Genomic DNA, 17,881 nt, shown 5'->3' with positions numbered 1-17,881 from the left:
ATGCAAGAAGCGATGGATAAATTTTTAAGTGATCCAAGCCAGCAAAATGAGATAAATTTGATATCGGTTTTAAAAAAGGCTACTTTTTTTGCTCCGGTGCTTTTAAACCAAGCGCTTGCAAAGCCTGATGGTGGCGTAGTTTATGAGGAGGAGGGCTCAAATATCAAATTTATCCTTCTTGAAGATGAGGGCGAGAAGCTTAGTTATTTTCCAGCATTTACTAGCAAAGAGGCGATGAAGCTTTGGCGAAACGACAGTGAGCAAGAGAGCATTGAGATAGGGCTAAAAGAGTATCTTGCGATGCTAAAAGAGAGCAGTTATGCTGGCGTTGTGGTGGATGCTTTTAGCTATGATTTTATTCTTAAAAAAGAGCAGATAGCAAGAATTTTAGACTAAAATTTTCATAGCACTATTGCCAAAGTCGCTGATTTGCTATTTAGCAAGTTTTTATTAATTTTAAGCTAAAATCAGCCAAGCTAAATTTAAGGAAAAAAATGAAAGACAATCTACTTGAATTAACCCAAGATATCGCATCTGTTGATATCGAAGAGTCTATAAAAACTAGCTATCTTGACTACTCCATGAGCGTTATCGTCGGTCGTGCTTTGCCTGACGCTAGAGACGGATTAAAGCCAGTTCACAGAAGAATTTTATACGCTATGGATAATCTTGGCGTTGGTAGCAGAAGCGCCTATATGAAGTCAGCTCGTATCGTTGGTGAAGTCATCGGTAAGTATCACCCGCACGGCGATACGGCGGTTTATGACGCACTTGTTCGTATGGCTCAGAAATTTTCTATGCGTTATCCAGTCGTTGACGGACAAGGAAACTTTGGCTCGATAGATGGCGACAGCGCAGCTGCGATGCGTTATACCGAAGCTAGAATGACAATGCTTACTGAAGAGCTTTTAAAAGATATCGACAAAGACACGGTTGATTTTGTGCCAAACTACGATGATAGAGAGGTTGAGCCAGATGTACTTCCAAGCCGTGTGCCAAATTTATTGCTAAACGGCTCAAGCGGTATCGCTGTTGGTATGGCGACAAATATCCCACCACACAGCCTTGATGAGCTAATAGATGGTCTTTTGCTCCTTCTTGAAAACAAAGATGCGACGCTTGAAGAGGTGATGGAATTTATAAAAGGTCCAGACTTCCCAACTGGCGGTATCATCTTTGGTAAAAAAGGTATCATAGAGGCCTACCGCACAGGTCGTGGCAGGGTCAAACTAAGAGCCAAAACTCATATAGAAAAAAAGCCAAACAAAGACGTCATCGTCATCGACGAGCTACCATATCAAACAAACAAAGCTAGGCTCATTGAGCAGATCGCCGAGCTTGTAAAAGATAAGCAGATAGATGGCATCAGCGAGGTTAGAGATGAGTCTGACAAAGACGGCATCCGCGTAGTCATAGAGCTAAAACGCGACGCTATGAGCGACATCGTGCTAAATAATCTCTTTAAATCAACCACGATGGAGAGCACTTTTGGCGTTATTATGCTTGCTATTAATAACAAAGAGCCAAAGGTATTTAACCTTATCGAGCTACTTAAGCTATTTTTAAATCACAGAAAAACGGTCATTATTAGAAGGACGATATTTGAGCTTGAAAAAGCACGCGCAAGAGCCCACATTTTAGAGGGTTTAAAGATCGCACTTGATAATATCGACGAGGTGATCGAGCTTATTAGAAATAGTGCCGATACAGCGGTTGCTAGAGAAGGCTTGATGAGTAAATTTAACCTCTCAGAGCTTCAAGCAAACGCTATCCTTGATATGCGTCTAAGCAAGCTTACAGGCCTAGAGAGAGAAAAACTAGAGGCCGAGCTAGCTGAGCTTATGGCTGAGATCGCAAGACTTGATGAAATTTTAAAGAGCGAGACATTGCTTGAAAATTTGATCAAAGAAGAGCTTCTTGAGATCAAAAATAAATTTAAAGTACCAAGAGTTACTGAGATCGTTGATGACTACGATGATATCGATATCGAAGATCTCATACCAAATGAAAATATGGTCGTAACTATAACCCACCGAGGTTACATCAAGCGTGTGCCAAGCAAGCAGTACGAGAAGCAAAAGCGTGGCGGTAAGGGCAAAGTAGCGGTCACGACATACGATGATGACTTTATAGAGAGCTTCTTTACTTCAAATACCCACGATACGCTTATGTTTGTGACTGACCGCGGACAGCTATACTGGCTAAAAGTCTATAAGATTCCAGAGGGAAGCCGAACAGCAAAGGGCAAAGCGGTTGTAAATTTGATCCAGTTGCAGCCTGACGAGAAGATCAAAGCGATCATCCCAACGACTGATTTTGACGAGGGCAAATCGTTAGCGTTCTTTACTAAAAATGGCATCGTAAAACGCACAAATTTAAGCGAGTTTAAAAATATCCGCTCAGTTGGTGTAAGAGCTATAAGCCTCGATGAAAACGACGAGCTAGTAACTGCGCTCATCGCTCAAACATACGATGATATGCCAGTGACTGACCCTGAAAATGAGCTAAGCGTAGAGACAGAGGTGCTTGAAGTTGAAGAGCTTCAAAACGAGATCGATGAAGATAATGTAAATGCCGAGGAGGACGCAAACTCAAGTGATGAGACAATGCTATTTGTCGTTACTAAAAAGGGTATGTGCCTTAAATTTAAGATCAGCAAGGTTCGCCAAATGGGAAGAACTGCACGCGGCGTAACTGGTATTAAATTTAAAGAGCCAGGCGATGAGGTCGTAGGCGCAGCAGTCATCGAAAGCAATGACCAAGAAATTTTAAGCATATCTCAAAAAGGTATCGGCAAGCGCACAACTGCTGATGAGTACCGCTTGACAAACCGCGGTGGCAAAGGTGTCATCTGCATGAAGCTAACAAGCAGAACAGGCGATCTAGTGGGTGTTGTGATGGTTGATGAAGAGCAAGATCTTATGGCTCTAACATCAAGCGGCAAGATGATAAGAGTAGATATGCAAAGCATCCGCAAAGCAGGACGTAATACAAGCGGCGTGATCGTCGTAAATGTCGATGGCGATGATGTTGTAAGTATCGCAAGATGCCCTAAGGCAGATGATGGCGAGGACGAAGATGAAGCACCAAGCGAAGATATGGGGCTTTTGGAATAAATTTTGCTATTAAATTTTAAATAAAAGCATAAAAAAGGTTGTTTATGAAGGTTAAAATTTTATCTTTTGCTTTGATGATTGCTGTTTTTGGCGGTTGCTCATTTAACGGCTTTATGGGCGAGCCAACTAACACATCAAATCGCAACGTAGTCATCCAAAAAGTCGATAAAGACGATCTTAGAGAGGTGATGAAAAAAGAGAAGATGATATATGATAGTGCTCCAAAAGAGACCACTTTTAGAGCCACAGGCGAGGGCATAGCTCCGCTAAATTCGCTCTCATACGCTCAGTCAGTCACTCTTGCAAAAAGAGCAGCTATGGCTGATGCTTATTCTCAGCTTGCTGGTAAGCTTTATGGCGTAAAGATCAACGCTGAAGACACCGTAAGAGACGCTATGCTAAACGATTCATCTATCACTTCAAAGGTTCAAGGTCTTGTCAAAAACGCAAGGATCGTGAATGAAAATTTCAAAGACGGGCTTTATAAGGTAAATATGGAGCTTAAGATAGACGAAGATAAGTGGCGAGAAGTCTTTTCTTACTAACGATACTTTTAAATTTCGCCTTTTGCCTAGAGGAGTTTATCTTTTGGGCAAAGGTCGATACAAAAAACCAAATAGTTGCCTTTGAAGAAATTTCATTTTCAAAGGCGATGACCCTTTCGCCAAATCCAAAACCAAAATTTCTTTGCCAGATAGACGCTTTTAAAGATGAAAATACCACAACTCTTGGCTTTTTAAATTTGCACAAAGATGAAATTTTTGACTGCTTTGCTTTAAAAAAAGTGATGATAAAAAATGAGCTTAATATCAAAAACTCACAGATCTCAAACGCTTCAAATTTGAAAATTTTGCCAGTTAGGTTTATGGTGGAATTTAAGCCAAAATCCGCTATCATCGGCACACTTCAATAAAAAAGAGATCAAATGAATATCGTCATAGTAGAAGATGACATCAATATGCGAAAGTCGCTTGAGATCGCACTTGGCGAGTATGAAGAGCTAAATATAAAAAGCTATAAGAGCGCAGTTGAAGCCCTAAAAAAGCTAAGCGACGACACTGATCTAATAATCACCGACATAAACATGCCAAAGATGGATGGACTTGAGTTTATTAAAGAGCTAAACGGCAAATTTGACGTCATCATAATGACAGGAAATGCGACGCTTAATAAGGCGATCGAAAGCGTTAGGCTCGGCGTAAAGGACTTTTTAACCAAGCCATTTGACGTCTCAACGCTATATGAAGCGATAAAAAGGGTCGAGCTTCTTAGGCAAAAAACTCCAAAAACTATAAAAAAAATAGAAACAAAAAGCGAAAATAACGGCTTTTTAGTCACTTCAAAGGCGCTTGAAGCCACGCTAAATATCGCACTAAAAGCTGCAAGAACTGACGCCTCAATAATGCTTAGCGGAGAAAGTGGCGTTGGCAAGGAGGTCTTTGCTAAATTTATCCACGCAAACTCACCAAGAAAAGACGCTGCATTTATCGCTTTAAATATGGCTGCGATCCCTGAAAATTTGATAGAAAGTGAGCTTTTTGGCTTTGAAAAAGGCGCATTTACTGACGCAGCTACTACCAAAAAGGGGCAGTTTGAGCTGGCAAATGGCGGAACGCTATTTTTAGATGAGATCGGCGAGATGCCTATAAATTTACAGCCAAAATTGCTTCGTGCCTTGCAGGAGCGCGAGATAACAAGACTTGGCGCCACAAAGAGCGAAAAGATAGATGTTCGCATTATCTGCGCTACAAATGCAAATTTAGAGCTTGCGATGAGGGAGGGCAGATTTAGAGAGGATCTTTTCTACCGCTTAAATACGATCCCGCTTTTCATCCCGCCGCTTCGCGAGCGAAAAGATGAAATTTTACCTATCGCGCAGGATGCTTTGGACAAATGCTGCAAAGAGTATGGCTTTGAGGCTAAAAATTTCTCAAAAGCAGCCAAAGAGGAGCTTTTGGGCTACGACTACCCAGGCAACATAAGGGAGCTCATCTCGGTCGTGCAGCGTGCAGCGATACTAAGCGAGGGCGATGAAATTTTGCCAAAAGATCTATTTTTGCAAGCCAGAAGCAAAAAATAGCCATAAATTTAAGTAAAATTACGAAAATTAAAAAAGATAAGGAGAGCAGATGAGAAAATTTAACGTAGCAGTCGTTGGTGCTACTGGGGCCGTTGGCGAAGAGCTTTTTAGAGTGATGGAAGAGGTTGAGTTTCCAGTTGGAGAGCTTTTGCCGCTTGCTAGTGCAAAAAGTGCTGGTAGTGAGATCGAATTTAATGGCAGATATTACAAGGTAAAAGAGCTAACTGAAAAGGTTTTTAGCGAGCACGAGATAGATATCGCATTTTTTAGTGCGGGCGGTTCAGTCTCAGAGAAATTTGCCAAATTTGCAGCTGATAGTGGCGCAGTAGTTATCGATAACACCAGCCATTTTAGGATGGATAAAGACATCCCCCTTGTTGTGCCAGAGTGTAATCCAAGTGATATAGCTATGTGGAAAAATCGCGGTATCATCGCAAATCCAAACTGCTCAACCATCCAAATGGTGCAAATTTTAAAACCACTAAACGACGCTTTTAGTATCAACAGAGTTGATGTCTCTACTTACCAAGCAGCAAGCGGTGCTGGCAAAGAGGGTATGGAAGAGCTTGTCGTTCAGATGCAAAAATTCTTTGAGTTTAAACTTGATGAGTGCGAGCCAAAGGTATTTGCACACCGTCTAGCACTAAATGTAATCCCTCACATCGACATCTTTTTGGACAATGACTACACAAAAGAAGAGATGAAAATGGTCAATGAGACGCAAAAAATTCTTCACAAAGATATCGAAGTTAGCGCTACCTGTGTGCGTGTGCCAGTGCTTAGAAGCCACTCAGAGGCGATCACTATCCACTTTGATAAAGATGTAAGTGCGGATGCAGCAAGAGAAATTTTAAGTAAAGCTCCAAGCGTCGTTGTAGTCGATAATCCAGCAAATAAAGAGTATCCGATGCCTATCATTTCAAGCGATACAAATGAGACTTATGTTGGTAGGATCAGAGTTGATAATTATAGACCTAATGTGCTTCACCTTTGGTGCAGTGCCGATCAGATCCGCGTAGGGGCTGCTACAAATGCTGTCAGGATCGCACAAAAATGGATCGCGATGCAAGAGTAAATAAAAAGGATTTTTATTGCGTAAGATATTTGAAAAAATTTTGCTTGCTAGCAACAGCTTTACACTTTTTCCAGTAGTTTTTGGGCTTTTAGGTGCGATCGTGCTTTTTATCATCGCAAGTTACGACGTCGGCAAAGTACTTTTAGAGGTTTATAAATATTTTTTTGCCACAGATTTTCACATTGAAAATTTCCACTCAGAAGTCGTTGGCGAGATAGTTGGAGCGATCGATCTATACTTGATGGCACTTGTTCTTTATATATTTAGCTTTGGAATTTACGAGCTTTTCATCTCAGAGATCACTCAGCTAAAGCAGTCAAAGCAGAGCAAGGTGCTTGAAGTGCATTCGCTTGATGAGCTAAAAGACAAGCTTGGCAAAGTGATCGTCATGGTTTTAATCGTAAATTTCTTCCAAAGGGTGCTTCACGCAAACTTTACAACACCGCTTGAGATGGCATATCTTGCGGCTTCTATCCTAGCACTTTGCCTTGGACTTTACTTCCTTCACAAGGGAGATCACTAAAATTTTAAGCGTTTTTACGCTTAAAATTTCTCCTACATCTTTTCTTTAGCTATTTTTGGATAATATCCATTTAAAAATTTAAAGGAAAATTAATGATTTTCATAGACGCTTGCCTTAAAAAACCGACCCCATATACGCCTGTTTGGATGATGCGCCAAGCTGGTAGATATTTGCCAGAGTATATGCGAGTACGCGCGCAAGCAGGGGATTTTTTATCGCTTTGCAAAGACTACAAAAAGGCTAGCGAAGTCACACTTCAACCAGTTGAAATTCTTGGCGTTGATGCGGCGATTTTATTTAGCGATATCTTGGTTGTGCCTCTTGAAATGGGCATGGATCTACATTTTGAAAAGGGTGAGGGTCCAGTTTTTAGTGAGCCTTTACGTGATAAAGCCGCGCTTGACGCACTAAGTATCGAAAAATCGACTAAAAATTTAGCATACGTCTATGACACGATCAAACTTACAAGAGAAAATTTAACCAAAGATAAGGCGCTCATTGGCTTTTGCGGCGCACCTTGGACGATAGCTACATATATGATCGAGGGTTGTGGCAGTAAAACTTATGCGATCTGCAAAAAAATGCTCTATCAAAATCCAGAATTTTTACATCAAATTTTAGAAAAAGTGACGCAAGCTCTCATCCTTTACGTGAAAGAGCAGATAAAAGCTGGTGTAAATGCGGTGCAAATTTTTGACAGCTGGGCAGCTGCGCTTGAAGAGCAGGCATATTTTGAGTTTGGATTTAGCTATATAAATAAAATAGTTGATAGCGTCAAGGCTGAATTTCCAGAAATTCCGGTCATCGTTTTTCCAAAGGGGATAAGTGGCTATTTGGATAAAATTTCAGGCAAATTTGATGTTTTTGGCGTTGATTGGAGCACACCGATCGAGCTAGCCAAAGCAAAACTTAGCCCAAGATATGTCCTTCAAGGCAATATGGAGCCAACAAGGCTTTATAGTAAAAAGGCGATCGATGAGGGCGTGGATAAAATTTTAAGCACTATGAAAGGCGCGCCTCATATTTTCAATCTTGGTCATGGAATTTTGCCTGATGTGCCAGTTGAGAATGCAAAATATTTTATAAAACAGGTACAGACAAAAAGTGCAAGGTAACGAGCCTTGCATCGTCTTTGGACCGATAAATTCTCGCCGTTTTGGCATGAGCCTTGGCATAGATCTAAGCTCTAAACAAAAATCATGTAATTTTGACTGTGTTTATTGTGAGTTAGGTGGCGCAAAGACTGTTGAAACAATAGAAAATCCGCCAAGTGTTGACGAGATTATAAGCGATTTAAAAGAAGCTTTAAAAACTTATCAAAACATCGATGTCATCACGCTTACAGCAAATGGCGAACCAACTCTTTACCCACACCTAAAAGAGCTGATAGCAAAAGTAAATGAGCTAAAAGGTAGCGCAAAAACACTTATTTTGAGTAATGGCTCAGGTGTGTGTGATCCAAAAATTTGTGAAGCCTTGCAAGGGCTTGATATAGTGAAATTTAGCCTTGATAGCGCGGTGCAAAGCACATTTAAAAAGATAGACCGCAACAAAAGTGGCATAGAAGTAAATGAGCTTATAAAAGCAATGGCTAAATTTCGCAAGGAATTTACTGGCGAGCTTGTGCTTGAAATTTTGGTTGTGGCTGGATTTAACGACAAAGAAGAGGAATTTATAGCACTCAATGCAGCGATAAATGAGATAGCTCCGCACCGAGTGGATATTGGCACGATAGATCGTCCGCCAGCCTATAATGTAAAGGGTGTAGACGCTAAAAAACTAGAGGAACTAGCCAAGCAGATAAGTGGCGTACCGGTTAATATAGCTAAAGCTCACAAAATAGAACAAAAGTATAACTTTAGTGAGGATGAAATTTTAGAAATGCTAAGACGTCGTCCGCAAACTATCGCAAATGTCGAAGAAAATTTCTCAGAGCACTCAAGGCAAATTCTAAACAAGCTCTTGCAACAAGATATGGTTTATCTAGCCGATGTTGCTGGAGTAAAATTTTATAAATTAAGAGCATAAATGAAAAGAATCCTTACAATACAAGACATCTCGTGCGTTGGCAAATGTTCCCTTACTGTCGCACTTCCCATAATCAGCGCTCAAGGCATCGAGGCGTGTATCTTACCAACGGCACTGCTCTCAACTCATACTGGCTTTAAAAATTTCACATTTCGTGATCTGACTGATGAATTTGACGAGATAACACAAGTATGGCACAAGGAAAATATCGCATTTGATGGAATTTATACTGGATTTTTAGGCAGCTTTAGCCAGCTTGAGCTGATAGAGAAAATTTTTAATGAGTTTAATGACTCTGCTCCACTAATACTTGTAGATCCTTGCATGGGCGACAATGGCAAGCTCTATCACGGATTTGATGAAAAATTTGTTATGAAAATGCGTGAGCTTTGCACAAAGGCTCACGTCATCACACCAAACATAACAGAAGCAAGCTTTATGTGCGGGATGCCGTTTTTTGGCAGTGACTATACGCAAGATTATATTTTAGAGTTGCTTGAAGGCTTAGCTAGCTTTGGAGTTAGAAAGATTGTGCTAAAGGGCATTAGATACAAGCAAAATGAATGTGGCATCATAGCTTACGACGCAAAGACAAAAGAGAAAGTAGAGTATTTTCACGAATTTTTGCCATTTCACACGAGTGGAACCGGAGATATATTTGCTTCTGTGCTTTTTGGCTCGCTAGTAAATGGCGAAAGCATGCAAAATGCCATCAAAAAGGCAGCAAACTTTGTGCTTAGCAGCATTAAAATCACGCTAAAAGATAAGAGCCGCACATGGTATGGTGTGCAGTTTGAAAAGATACTTGGCACTCTTGCAAAATAGGCTGGCAAACTACTTATTTAAAATTTTTAATAACACAACGATATGGCAAAGATTTATATCTTTGCTAGCTGTTAGAAGTGCTATATCGCCATGCTCTTTTTCTAGTTTTTTTAGCATTTTAAAGCAAGATTGCGCTTTTTCATTATCAAGCTCGAGCTCAAATTTCTCACAAAACTCATCAAATCTAGCTTCTCTATCTTCATGAAACCACTCTCTTAAAGTAGTGCTTGGTGTAATATCTTTTAACCAAAGGAAATTTGAAAATATCTCTTTTTTTATACCTCTTGGATAGAGTCTATCAACAAAAGCCGCCTTCATATCCAAACTATCATCTTTGATAAAATCATAAATTCTATAAGCTTTAAACATGTTGTGATTGTAGTCCTATAATGTTTATAAATAAAAAAATATTCTTAGTTATCTTATATTTTTTATACTTGTTTAAATTTTAAGGTTTGTAAAATTAAAGTTCAAATTTTTGATTGTGGCGATAAGAATTAAACTAGGGCTAGAAATGGTCCTAAAAATAAATTTAAATTAAAGCTCGTTTTGATAAAATCCCAACATAAAAATCACTAAAAAGGTTATCATTATGAGAGGCTATAAAATTTTCTCAGGAACGGCTAATATTGAGCTTTCAAAGAAAATTTCGCAATATCTTTCACTTCCTCTTAGCGAGGCAAGTATAAAAAGATTTAGCGATGGAGAGATCAGCGTGCAAATCGGCGAGAGCGTGCGTGGAAAAGATGTTTTTGTCATTCAGCCAACATGTGCACCGACAAATACAAATTTAATGGAGCTACTTATCTTAACTGACGCTTTAAGACGCAGTAGTGCAAGCTCGATAACAGCGATCGTGCCGTATTTTGGCTACGCCAGACAAGATAGAAAAGCAGCTCCTAGAGTGCCGATCACTGCAAAACTAGTGGCAAACATGATGCAAACAGCAGGTATCGATAGAGTCGTCACCATGGATCTTCACGCAGGACAAATTCAAGGATTTTTTGATATTCCGGTTGATAACCTTTATGGAAGCATCATTTTTAATGACTATGTAAGAGCTAAAAATTTACCAAATCCAATCGTTGCAAGCCCTGATGTAGGCGGCGTGGCTCGTGCTAGAGCCTTGGCTAAAAATCTAAATCTTGACATGGTTATCGTAGATAAACGCCGCGAAAAAGCAAATGAAAGCGAAGTGATGAATATAATCGGTGACGTAAATGGTAAAGATGTGATTTTAGTCGATGATATGATCGATACAGCTGGTACGATCGTAAAGGCAGCTGAAATTTTTAAAGAGCGTGGTGCAACTAGCGTTATGGCATTTTGTACGCATCCAGTCCTTAGTGGACCAGCTTACGATAGGCTAAGACTAGGCTTTTTAGATGAGCTAGTGGTAACAGATACGATCCCTCTAGCTGAGGAGCTTCCTTGTATAAAAGTGCTAAGTGCAGCTTCTTTATTTGGCGAAGTGATACGCCGTGTATATCACAATGAAAGCGTAAATAGCTTATTTTAATTAATCTTGGCTTTTGTTTTGAGTGTTTCAGGCAAAAGCCAAATCTTTCAATATTTATTAGAATTTAATTTTTGATAAATCAAAATTTATAGCAAAAAGATAGCCTCTATTTATAGCTGGAATTTTTAAAATTCTAGCCTTCTCTTTAAAAATTTTTGGCATTATGGTTTTACAAAATGGAGTTATTAGAAGGTAAACATCTGCGTATCCGACAGCGATCTTACCACTTAGCACCACGCTTGTTTGTTTTGCTAAATTTGTGCTTAGCTCATCTTTTTGAGCTTTGCTTAGAAGCACGTTTAGCTCTTTTGCCGCCATATCAACGCCCCGTATCGCATTACTATCATTTTTTATGATAAAAATTTCATTACTTATTTTTGTGATATTTGGCATTAAAATTTGTCTATCGGCTTCTAAAAACTCAAAGCTTTTTTTTACGCCATTAAAATAATTATCTAAAAATGGCTCACTAAAATTTAGCCTCATGAAGCTTCTTTTAAACTCACCTTTTAAATTTGTCTCATCGATAAAATAGTGTAAATTTCTCTCGTCAAGATAGCTTTGAAGCTCTTTTTTGCGTAAATTTAAAAGCGGCCTAGCTAGCCAGAAGTGCTTTCTCTTTTCAAGCTCGCTCATACCAAAGAGCTCTTTTAGTCCAGCACCCTTGCTAAGCTGCATCAAAAACCACTCAAATTTATCATCAAACTGATGCGCTAGGATTAAATTTTCGTAGCCAAATTTTTGGCAAATTTCTCCAAAAAACTCATATCTTACCTCGCGCGCGTTTTTTTCAAAATTTGACTTATCTAAAAAAACGCTTTTAGTATAAATTTTTTTACCAAATTTATCTGCGAGCTCTTTTGCGCTTTTTATCTCGCTTTTACTTTGCTCTCGAACATTGTAATCAACCATCGCTAGATCAAATTTGATCCCAACCTCTTCTAAAATGTAAAAAAGTGCAGTACTGTCTATACCGTGCGAGAAGGCTAGTAGATTTGCACCTGAGCTTAGCTTTTCTCGCACATTTTGGCTTATCATTTTGCTTTTTTGATGATTTTAGCGATCAGTTTTTGATCGACCACATCGCTTACTTCACAAAGATAGAGCGAGCCTATCTCAAGCTCTTTTACATCGCTCTCGTTTATTAAAATTTCGCCGTCTATATCTTTATCCCAGATGTCTTTTTTGGCTGCGTAAAACATCTCGCCCTCGCTACTTTCGCCCTCAAGAGAAGCATAAATTTGCTTGCCAATCTCTTTTTGCAAGCTCTCATTTATCGATTTTTTAGTGATCTTTTCTATCTTGTTTAGTCTTTTTGAGATGATTTTAGCTGGGATTTGCTCCATTTCAAAAGATGCCGTATCTTCTTCTTTCGAGTAGGCAAAGGCTGAAATTCTATCAAATTTAAACTCTTCTAAAAATTCGCAAAGCTCCTCAAAATCCTCCTCGCTCTCTCCTGGATGACCCACGATGACACCGGTTCGTAAGAATGAATTCTCGGCATTTCTCATTAAATTTAAAAGCTCTTTTATCTTTTTAGCGCCACTTCCACGCTTCATTATCTTTAGCATGTCTTCGCTGATGTGTTGGATCGGCATGTCAAAGTAGTTGTGAAAGATAGGCGAGGCGATGATGCGTTCAATTAGCTCCTTGCCGGTCGTACTTGGATAGAGATAAAGTATCCTAGCACTCCTTACGCCTTTTATCTTTTCTATCTCATCTATCAAATTTATTAGCCCGTCGCTAACGCCTTGATCGCGCATATATGAGCTTGAGTCCTGAGATAAAAAGCTAAAGTCGTAGTAGCCTTTTTTGACTAAATTTCTGACCTCGTTTACGATGTTTTCAAGCGAGCGTGATTTTAGCTTGCCTTTAAAAGTTGGAATGGCACAAAAACTACATTTTTGGTTACAGCCTTCTGAAATTTTGATGTAGGCATGGTAGTTTGAGCCAGTTATCACACGCTCTTCATTTGCTTGCAGATAAGTTTGCGGGCTAAATAAATTTTGCTTTTTTAAGATGATCTCATCGATCTTGTCATAGTCAGCCACGCCGGTAAAGAGATCGACCTCTGGCAACTCTTTCATGAGTTCGTCTTTGTAACGCTGCATAAGACAGCCAGTTACTACTAGCAAAGAGCCATTTTTACGAGCTTCATGCATCTCAAGTATGGTTTGTATGCTCTCTTCTTTGGCGGATTTGATAAAGCCGCAAGTATTTACGATGATAACGTCAGCGTCGCTGATATCATCCGTGATATCGTAGTTTTGCAATCTACCAAGCATTATTTCTGAATCAACTAAATTTTTATTACAGCCAAGTGAAATTAAGTGAAGTTTTGGCATTTTTATATCCAGATATTATCTATTAGCCTAGTTTTGCCAACATAAGCTGCTACTAAAATGATGGTGTTATTTTTTTCTATTTTGGAAATTTCATTTAAATTTCTATCCGTAATAGCGACATAATCAACCTTTAACGGCTCTAGCACTTCAAGCATTTTTGTTTTGATCTCACTTGCGTCTTCCTCGCCGTTTTGGATCAAATTTTGTGCTTTATTTAGCGATCTTGAAAGCCTTAGAGCATTACATTTATCTTCGTCGCAGATATAGATGTTTCTGCTTGAAAGCGCTAAACCGTCTAGCTCTCTAACGATATCGCAGGCAACTAGCTCGATGTTTAAGAAAAATGTCTTTATCATATTTTGCACGATGATTAGTTGTTGCGTATCTTTTTTGCCCATATAGACGCTATTTGCATGAGTTAGGCGAAACAGCTTATTTAAAACTCTTAGCACGCCATCAAAGTGTCCTGGCCTAGTTTTGCCCTCTAAAATGGTTGAAAGCTTCTTTGGAGCGACTATGAGCGGCTCATCTTCAAAGTAAAGTTCATTAGCATCTGGGATAAAAATAGCACTAACGCCATTTTGCTCACAAATTTTAATGTCATTTTGCTCGTTTCTTGGATATTTGTCTAGATCTTCGCCTGGTAAAAATTGAGTTGGATTAACGAATGTTGAGACGATACTTATCTCATTTTCGCTCACACATTTTTTGATAAGGCTAACGTGTCCGTCATGAAGTGCGCCCATGGTTGGCACAAAACCGATCTTTGCGCTTGCGTTTGAGACGAAATTTTCAAGTTCTTTTATGGTTCTTATGATTTGCATTTTGACTCTTTTTGTTTGAAATTTTAACTTGGCATTGTAACAAAAAAGGATTAAAAGGGCGTAAATTTAAAAATGTAAGCAACTTTTGGCTAAAATCGGCAAAAATTTTTGGAGAAAAACTTGGATAGTTACGAATACAACGAGCTTTTAAAGAAGCTACAAACAAAAGTTGAAAACATAGGCTCTATCGTAAAGCCTGAAGATATTAAGGCTAGACTAAAAGAGATCGAGGCCACAGAGCAAGACCCTAGCTTTTGGCAAGATATCGCTAAAGCAGGGGCGCTAAATAAAGAAAAGACAAAAATTTCAAATATGCTTGCAAAATTTAACGACGCTAATCAGGCAGTAAGTGACGCAAAGGAGCTTTTTGAGCTAGCAAATTCTGAAAATGACGAAGAGACTATAAATTCTCTTTTTGATGACGCTAAAAATTTAGATGAAAAGATAGTAAATTTAGAAATTTCTATGCTTTTAAGTGGCGAGGATGACGGCAAAAACGCGATCGTATCGATCCATCCAGGAGCTGGTGGCACTGAGAGCAACGACTGGGCGAGTATGCTTTATAGGATGTATCTTAGATTTTGCGAGCGTGAGGGCTTTAAGGTCGAGACTCTTGACTTTCAAGAGGGTGATGAGGCTGGGCTAAAGGACGTGAGCTTTATCGTAAAAGGCGAAAACGCTTATGGGTACTTTAAAGCAGAAAATGGCATCCACAGGCTCGTTCGCACAAGTCCATTTGATAGTGCAGGGCGTCGACACACTAGCTTTTCAAGTGTTATGGTAAGCCCTGAAATAGATGATGACATAGAGATTGAGATCGAGGAAAAAGATCTAAAGATAGATACTTATAGAGCAAGCGGTGCAGGCGGTCAGCACGTGAATAAAACTGAATCTGCCATTCGCATCACGCACATACCAACTGGCATCGTCGTGCAGTGCCAAAACGACCGCAGTCAGCACAAAAATAGAGCCACAGCGATGAAAATGCTAAAGTCGCGCCTTTACGAGCTTGAGCTGATGAAACAACAAGAAGCGAGCAACAGCGTCGAAAAAAGCGAGATCGGCTGGGGTCATCAGATAAGATCGTACGTACTTTTCCCGTATCAGCAAGTAAAAGACAACCGCAGTGGCGAGGCATACTCACAAACTGATGCGATACTTGATGGGGATATCAAAAAGATGATAGAAGGCGTTTTGATCGCTCAAAAGGCTGAGGCGTAATAAATTTATGAAAAGAGATGAGAGTTAAAATTTCATCTCTTTTAGCTTTGTGCAGGCTTCTTCTTTGCCTTTAAAGCAAGCCTCATCAAGATAAATTCTCGCTTTTTTATAGTCATTTTTGCCTAGATAGATAAGTCCAAGATCGTAGCTGGCCTCGCTTGAGCCAAGGCTTGTGGCTTTTTCGTAAAAATATATCGCTTTTTCTAAATTTTTATTGACCCCAAGGCCGTACTCATAGATATATCCAGCGCTTCTTAGTCCGTCTATGTTGCCATATCTGCCAGCTGTTTCAAACCAAAAAAGTGCTCTTAAGATATCTTTGCTAAAGCCTTTGCCGTCACGAAAACAAACGCCAGTTTGTTGCATGGCAAGCACATTTCCATCTTTTGCGTAGTCGTAAAATCTCTTGCAAGCTTTTGGATAGTTGCCTTCATTGTATAGATAGATGGCGTCTGCTATTTGCTCGACCTCTGGATCAAGTGGTGGCTCACTAAGGCCAAAATTTTGTGAAATTTGATCTAGCGAACATCCCCAAAATAGCAAAATACTAAACACAAAAATGATAAATTTTTTCATATTTGTCCTTGAAAATTTAGGCGATTTTATCCAATTTTATCTTATAATGCCTGCAAATTTTAAGCAAAAGGAACGATATGGATCATAATGCACTTTTAATCCAGCTTGGCTATAACGTCAATGAAACGACCACTGCTCAAATGTGTAGAATTTTAAACAATACTGATGGTCTTTTGCCAAAGAGCATAATTGAACTAAACGATCATTTAAAGCCGCATCTTTGTTTTGTGGCGATGAGTGGAAGTGAAGATAGACTAAAGATAAAAAATGTAGCTACCGTTAATGAAATAAAAGAGCGAGTTGATGAGATTATAAAGAACTGGGCTAATAAATATAAAATGGAGCTAAAAAAGATAAATGAAACAACTTACTATCTAATGGGAAAGATAAAGGGCTAAAAAATGAAATATGATATTGTAATTATTGGTTTTGGAAAAGCTGGCAAAACACTAGCGGTTAAAGCTGCCGCACTTGGCAAAAAAGTGGCTCTTGTAGAGAGATCGCCAAAGATGTATGGAGGCACTTGCATAAATGTTGGCTGCATACCAACCAAACGTCTAATAACAGCCGCTAAAGAGGCAAAATTTGTAAATAATAGCGTTGAAAGCGAATATTACACGCTTAGTGTGGAAAATAAAAATAAGCTAATTTCAGCTTTGAATGCTAAAAACTATGCGATGCTAAATGATAAAGAAAATATCGATGTGATCGATGGTGTTGGCTCATTTGCTAGTGAAAATAGCGTACTTGTAACAACGCCAAGTGGTGAGAAAAAGATAATAGAGGGCGACTTTATCATCATAAATAGCGGCTCAAAAGAGGCAGATGCTCCTTTTGAGGTTGTAAGCTCAAATGTATTTTCAAGCCAAACTTTGCTTGATCTAAAAAATTTACCAAAGCATTTTGTCATTATCGGTAGTGGTTTTATCGGTATAGAGTTTGCATCGATGTTTGCAAATTTTGGCTCAAAAGTGACTATCGTAGGACGTTCAAAACTACTTAAAAACGAAGATGATGATATAGCTAATAGCGTAAAAGAAGCTCTTAGAGTCCAAGGCGTTGAAATTTTAGAGGGTTGCGAGATAGGGTGCATTAAAGAAAATGTATTAAATTTCAAGCAAAATGGTGAGCAAAGATGCCTTAGAGCTGATGCATTTTTGATCGCACTTGGCAGAGTAGCAAATGTAGATGATTTAAATTTAAAAGCTGCTGGAGTTGAGCTAAATGAAAAAGGCTTTATAAAGACAAATGAAAATCTTCAAACAAATATGCCAAACATCTATGCGGTAGGCGACGTGCGCGGCGGAGAGCTTTTTACTTATACGAGCTTAGATGATTTTAGGATAGTTTATTCACAAATTTTTGGTGATAAAAAGAGAAATACTAAAAATAGAAGTATTCACGCAAATGTGCTATTTACCGACACTCCACTTGCAAGAGTTGGAATGAGCGCCAAAGAAGCAAGTAAATTTGGGTTAAATTTTAAAGAGCTAAAGCTTAGCATGGCAACAGTACCAGGCGCAAAAGTACTAAATCACGATGTAGGTATGCTAAAAGCTATCGTTGATGCACAAAGCGGCGAAATTTTAGGTGCTAGCTTTCACTGCATCTATGCAAATGAGCTGATAAATGAAGTCGCAATTGCAATGAATTTAAAAGCAAATGCAAATTTCTTTAAAAATCAAATTTTCACTCATCCAAGCATCAGTGAAGCACTAAATGACTTATTTGGACAATTTTAAAAGGAAA

At 39.0% G+C, this 17,881-nt stretch carries 19 protein-coding genes; 14 read left to right on the top strand and 5 right to left on the bottom strand.

The genetic code is table 11. The features are described from left to right. From A3223_RS01230 to A3223_RS01185, 10 genes are all read left to right on the top strand, one after another. On the top strand, positions 1-396 hold the full coding sequence (locus A3223_RS01230; protein WP_084108090.1) for an SseB family protein: 396 nt from the start codon (positions 1-3) through the stop codon (positions 394-396). 98 nt (positions 397-494) lie between these two features. Beyond that, positions 495-3,116 carry a DNA gyrase subunit A gene (gene gyrA, locus A3223_RS01225; RefSeq protein ID WP_084108082.1) on the top strand — a complete coding sequence of 874 codons (2,622 nt, stop codon included), beginning with the start codon at positions 495-497 and terminating at the stop codon, positions 3,114-3,116. A gap of 44 nt (positions 3,117-3,160) precedes the next feature. Next, complete coding sequence (locus tag A3223_RS01220) at positions 3,161-3,661, top strand: LPP20 family lipoprotein (RefSeq protein ID WP_084108080.1); 501 nt, start codon at positions 3,161-3,163, stop codon at positions 3,659-3,661. Next, positions 3,637-4,029 (top strand): hypothetical protein, encoded by a 393-nt coding sequence (locus A3223_RS01215; RefSeq protein WP_084108078.1) that lies wholly within the window; start codon positions 3,637-3,639, stop codon positions 4,027-4,029. The genes A3223_RS01220 and A3223_RS01215 overlap by 25 nt, the downstream gene beginning before the upstream one ends. 12 nt (positions 4,030-4,041) lie before the next feature. Then, the gene (locus A3223_RS01210; protein ID WP_084108076.1) at positions 4,042-5,196 is read left to right on the top strand and encodes a sigma-54-dependent transcriptional regulator; all 1,155 of its coding nucleotides are present in this window, start codon (positions 4,042-4,044) and stop codon (positions 5,194-5,196) included. A 49-nt stretch (positions 5,197-5,245) separates the two neighbouring features. Then, complete coding sequence (locus tag A3223_RS01205; protein ID WP_084108074.1) at positions 5,246-6,271, top strand: aspartate-semialdehyde dehydrogenase; 1,026 nt, start codon at positions 5,246-5,248, stop codon at positions 6,269-6,271. Positions 6,272-6,287: 16 nt separating this feature from the next. Beyond that, positions 6,288-6,794 carry a YqhA family protein gene (locus A3223_RS01200; RefSeq protein ID WP_084108073.1) on the top strand — a complete coding sequence of 169 codons (507 nt, stop codon included), beginning with the start codon at positions 6,288-6,290 and terminating at the stop codon, positions 6,792-6,794. Between the two features lie 92 nt (positions 6,795-6,886). Then, positions 6,887-7,909: a uroporphyrinogen decarboxylase gene (gene hemE, locus A3223_RS01195; protein ID WP_084108071.1), complete on the top strand. Its 1,023-nt coding sequence runs from the start codon at positions 6,887-6,889 to the stop codon at positions 7,907-7,909. A gap of 46 nt (positions 7,910-7,955) precedes the next feature. Continuing rightward, on the top strand, positions 7,956-8,822 hold the full coding sequence (locus A3223_RS01190) for a radical SAM protein (RefSeq protein ID WP_084109247.1): 867 nt from the start codon (positions 7,956-7,958) through the stop codon (positions 8,820-8,822). Further along, complete coding sequence (locus tag A3223_RS01185) at positions 8,823-9,647, top strand: pyridoxamine kinase (protein WP_084108070.1); 825 nt, start codon at positions 8,823-8,825, stop codon at positions 9,645-9,647. It begins immediately after the preceding gene. 9 nt (positions 9,648-9,656) lie between these two features. Here the strand turns inward: A3223_RS01185 and A3223_RS01180 are convergent, their stop codons facing one another. Continuing rightward, a complete protein-coding gene (locus tag A3223_RS01180; protein WP_084108069.1) occupies positions 9,657-10,016 on the bottom strand; it encodes a DUF488 domain-containing protein in 360 nt (119 codons plus the stop codon). A 223-nt stretch (positions 10,017-10,239) separates the two neighbouring features. On the opposite strand from A3223_RS01180, the gene A3223_RS01175 reads away from it, so the two are divergent. Then, positions 10,240-11,166, top strand: a complete 927-nt coding sequence (locus tag A3223_RS01175) for a ribose-phosphate pyrophosphokinase (RefSeq protein WP_072594149.1) — start codon at positions 10,240-10,242, stop codon at positions 11,164-11,166. Between the two features lie 57 nt (positions 11,167-11,223). Here A3223_RS01175 and tilS read toward each other — a convergent pair whose 3' ends face one another. Genes tilS through panC form a run of 3 tightly spaced genes read right to left on the bottom strand, consistent with a single transcriptional unit; the run spans position 11,224 to position 14,335 of the window. Next, complete coding sequence (gene tilS / locus A3223_RS01170) at positions 11,224-12,204, bottom strand: tRNA lysidine(34) synthetase TilS (RefSeq protein ID WP_084108068.1); 981 nt, start codon at positions 12,202-12,204, stop codon at positions 11,224-11,226. Then, a complete protein-coding gene (gene rimO / locus A3223_RS01165) occupies positions 12,201-13,511 on the bottom strand; it encodes a 30S ribosomal protein S12 methylthiotransferase RimO (protein WP_084108067.1) in 1,311 nt (436 codons plus the stop codon). Before rimO ends, tilS begins: the two co-directional genes overlap by 4 nt. 2 nt (positions 13,512-13,513) lie before the next feature. Next, positions 13,514-14,335, bottom strand: a complete 822-nt coding sequence (gene panC / locus A3223_RS01160) for a pantoate--beta-alanine ligase (RefSeq protein ID WP_084108066.1) — start codon at positions 14,333-14,335, stop codon at positions 13,514-13,516. A gap of 120 nt (positions 14,336-14,455) precedes the next feature. Here panC and prfB point away from each other — a divergent pair, with 120 nt between their 5' ends. Next, positions 14,456-15,556 carry a peptide chain release factor 2 gene (gene prfB, locus A3223_RS01155; RefSeq protein WP_084108065.1) on the top strand — a complete coding sequence of 367 codons (1,101 nt, stop codon included), beginning with the start codon at positions 14,456-14,458 and terminating at the stop codon, positions 15,554-15,556. Between the two features lie 24 nt (positions 15,557-15,580). On the opposite strand, the gene A3223_RS01150 is transcribed toward prfB, so the two are convergent. Then, positions 15,581-16,132 carry a tetratricopeptide repeat protein gene (locus A3223_RS01150; protein WP_084108064.1) on the bottom strand — a complete coding sequence of 184 codons (552 nt, stop codon included), beginning with the start codon at positions 16,130-16,132 and terminating at the stop codon, positions 15,581-15,583. Positions 16,133-16,209: 77 nt separating this feature from the next. Between A3223_RS01150 and A3223_RS01140 the strand changes: the two genes are divergently transcribed. Then, positions 16,210-16,530 carry a type II secretion system protein gene (locus A3223_RS01140; protein WP_084108062.1) on the top strand — a complete coding sequence of 107 codons (321 nt, stop codon included), beginning with the start codon at positions 16,210-16,212 and terminating at the stop codon, positions 16,528-16,530. 3 nt (positions 16,531-16,533) lie between these two features. After that, positions 16,534-17,874, top strand: coding sequence for a dihydrolipoyl dehydrogenase family protein (locus tag A3223_RS01135; RefSeq protein WP_084108060.1), 1,341 nt, complete (start codon positions 16,534-16,536; stop codon positions 17,872-17,874). Positions 17,875-17,881 lie beyond the last annotated feature (7 nt).

This window comes from Campylobacter concisus, from assembly GCF_002092855.1.
Classification (GTDB): domain Bacteria; phylum Campylobacterota; class Campylobacteria; order Campylobacterales; family Campylobacteraceae; genus Campylobacter_A; species Campylobacter_A concisus_AI.
Note: the sequence above shows the minus strand (reverse complement) of the source record. Positions and strands in the feature narration are given on the sequence as shown.

Coding starts and splice junctions, on each gene's coding strand:
- A3223_RS01180 (WP_084108069.1), bottom strand. CDS start 10,016: ATGTTTAAAGCTTATAGAATTTATGATTTTATCAAAGATGATAGTTTG.
- A3223_RS01150 (WP_084108064.1), bottom strand. CDS start 16,132: ATGAAAAAATTTATCATTTTTGTGTTTAGTATTTTGCTATTTTGGGGA.
- gyrA (WP_084108082.1), top strand. CDS start 495: ATGAAAGACAATCTACTTGAATTAACCCAAGATATCGCATCTGTTGAT.
- A3223_RS01185 (WP_084108070.1), top strand. CDS start 8,823: ATGAAAAGAATCCTTACAATACAAGACATCTCGTGCGTTGGCAAATGT.
- A3223_RS01220 (WP_084108080.1), top strand. CDS start 3,161: ATGAAGGTTAAAATTTTATCTTTTGCTTTGATGATTGCTGTTTTTGGC.
- A3223_RS01140 (WP_084108062.1), top strand. CDS start 16,210: ATGGATCATAATGCACTTTTAATCCAGCTTGGCTATAACGTCAATGAA.
- rimO (WP_084108067.1), bottom strand. CDS start 13,511: ATGCCAAAACTTCACTTAATTTCACTTGGCTGTAATAAAAATTTAGTT.
- A3223_RS01210 (WP_084108076.1), top strand. CDS start 4,042: ATGAATATCGTCATAGTAGAAGATGACATCAATATGCGAAAGTCGCTT.
- A3223_RS01205 (WP_084108074.1), top strand. CDS start 5,246: ATGAGAAAATTTAACGTAGCAGTCGTTGGTGCTACTGGGGCCGTTGGC.
- panC (WP_084108066.1), bottom strand. CDS start 14,335: ATGCAAATCATAAGAACCATAAAAGAACTTGAAAATTTCGTCTCAAAC.
- hemE (WP_084108071.1), top strand. CDS start 6,887: ATGATTTTCATAGACGCTTGCCTTAAAAAACCGACCCCATATACGCCT.
- tilS (WP_084108068.1), bottom strand. CDS start 12,204: ATGATAAGCCAAAATGTGCGAGAAAAGCTAAGCTCAGGTGCAAATCTA.
- A3223_RS01175 (WP_072594149.1), top strand. CDS start 10,240: ATGAGAGGCTATAAAATTTTCTCAGGAACGGCTAATATTGAGCTTTCA.
- A3223_RS01190 (WP_084109247.1), top strand. CDS start 7,956: ATGAGCCTTGGCATAGATCTAAGCTCTAAACAAAAATCATGTAATTTT.
- A3223_RS01230 (WP_084108090.1), top strand. CDS start 1: ATGCAAGAAGCGATGGATAAATTTTTAAGTGATCCAAGCCAGCAAAAT.
- A3223_RS01135 (WP_084108060.1), top strand. CDS start 16,534: ATGAAATATGATATTGTAATTATTGGTTTTGGAAAAGCTGGCAAAACA.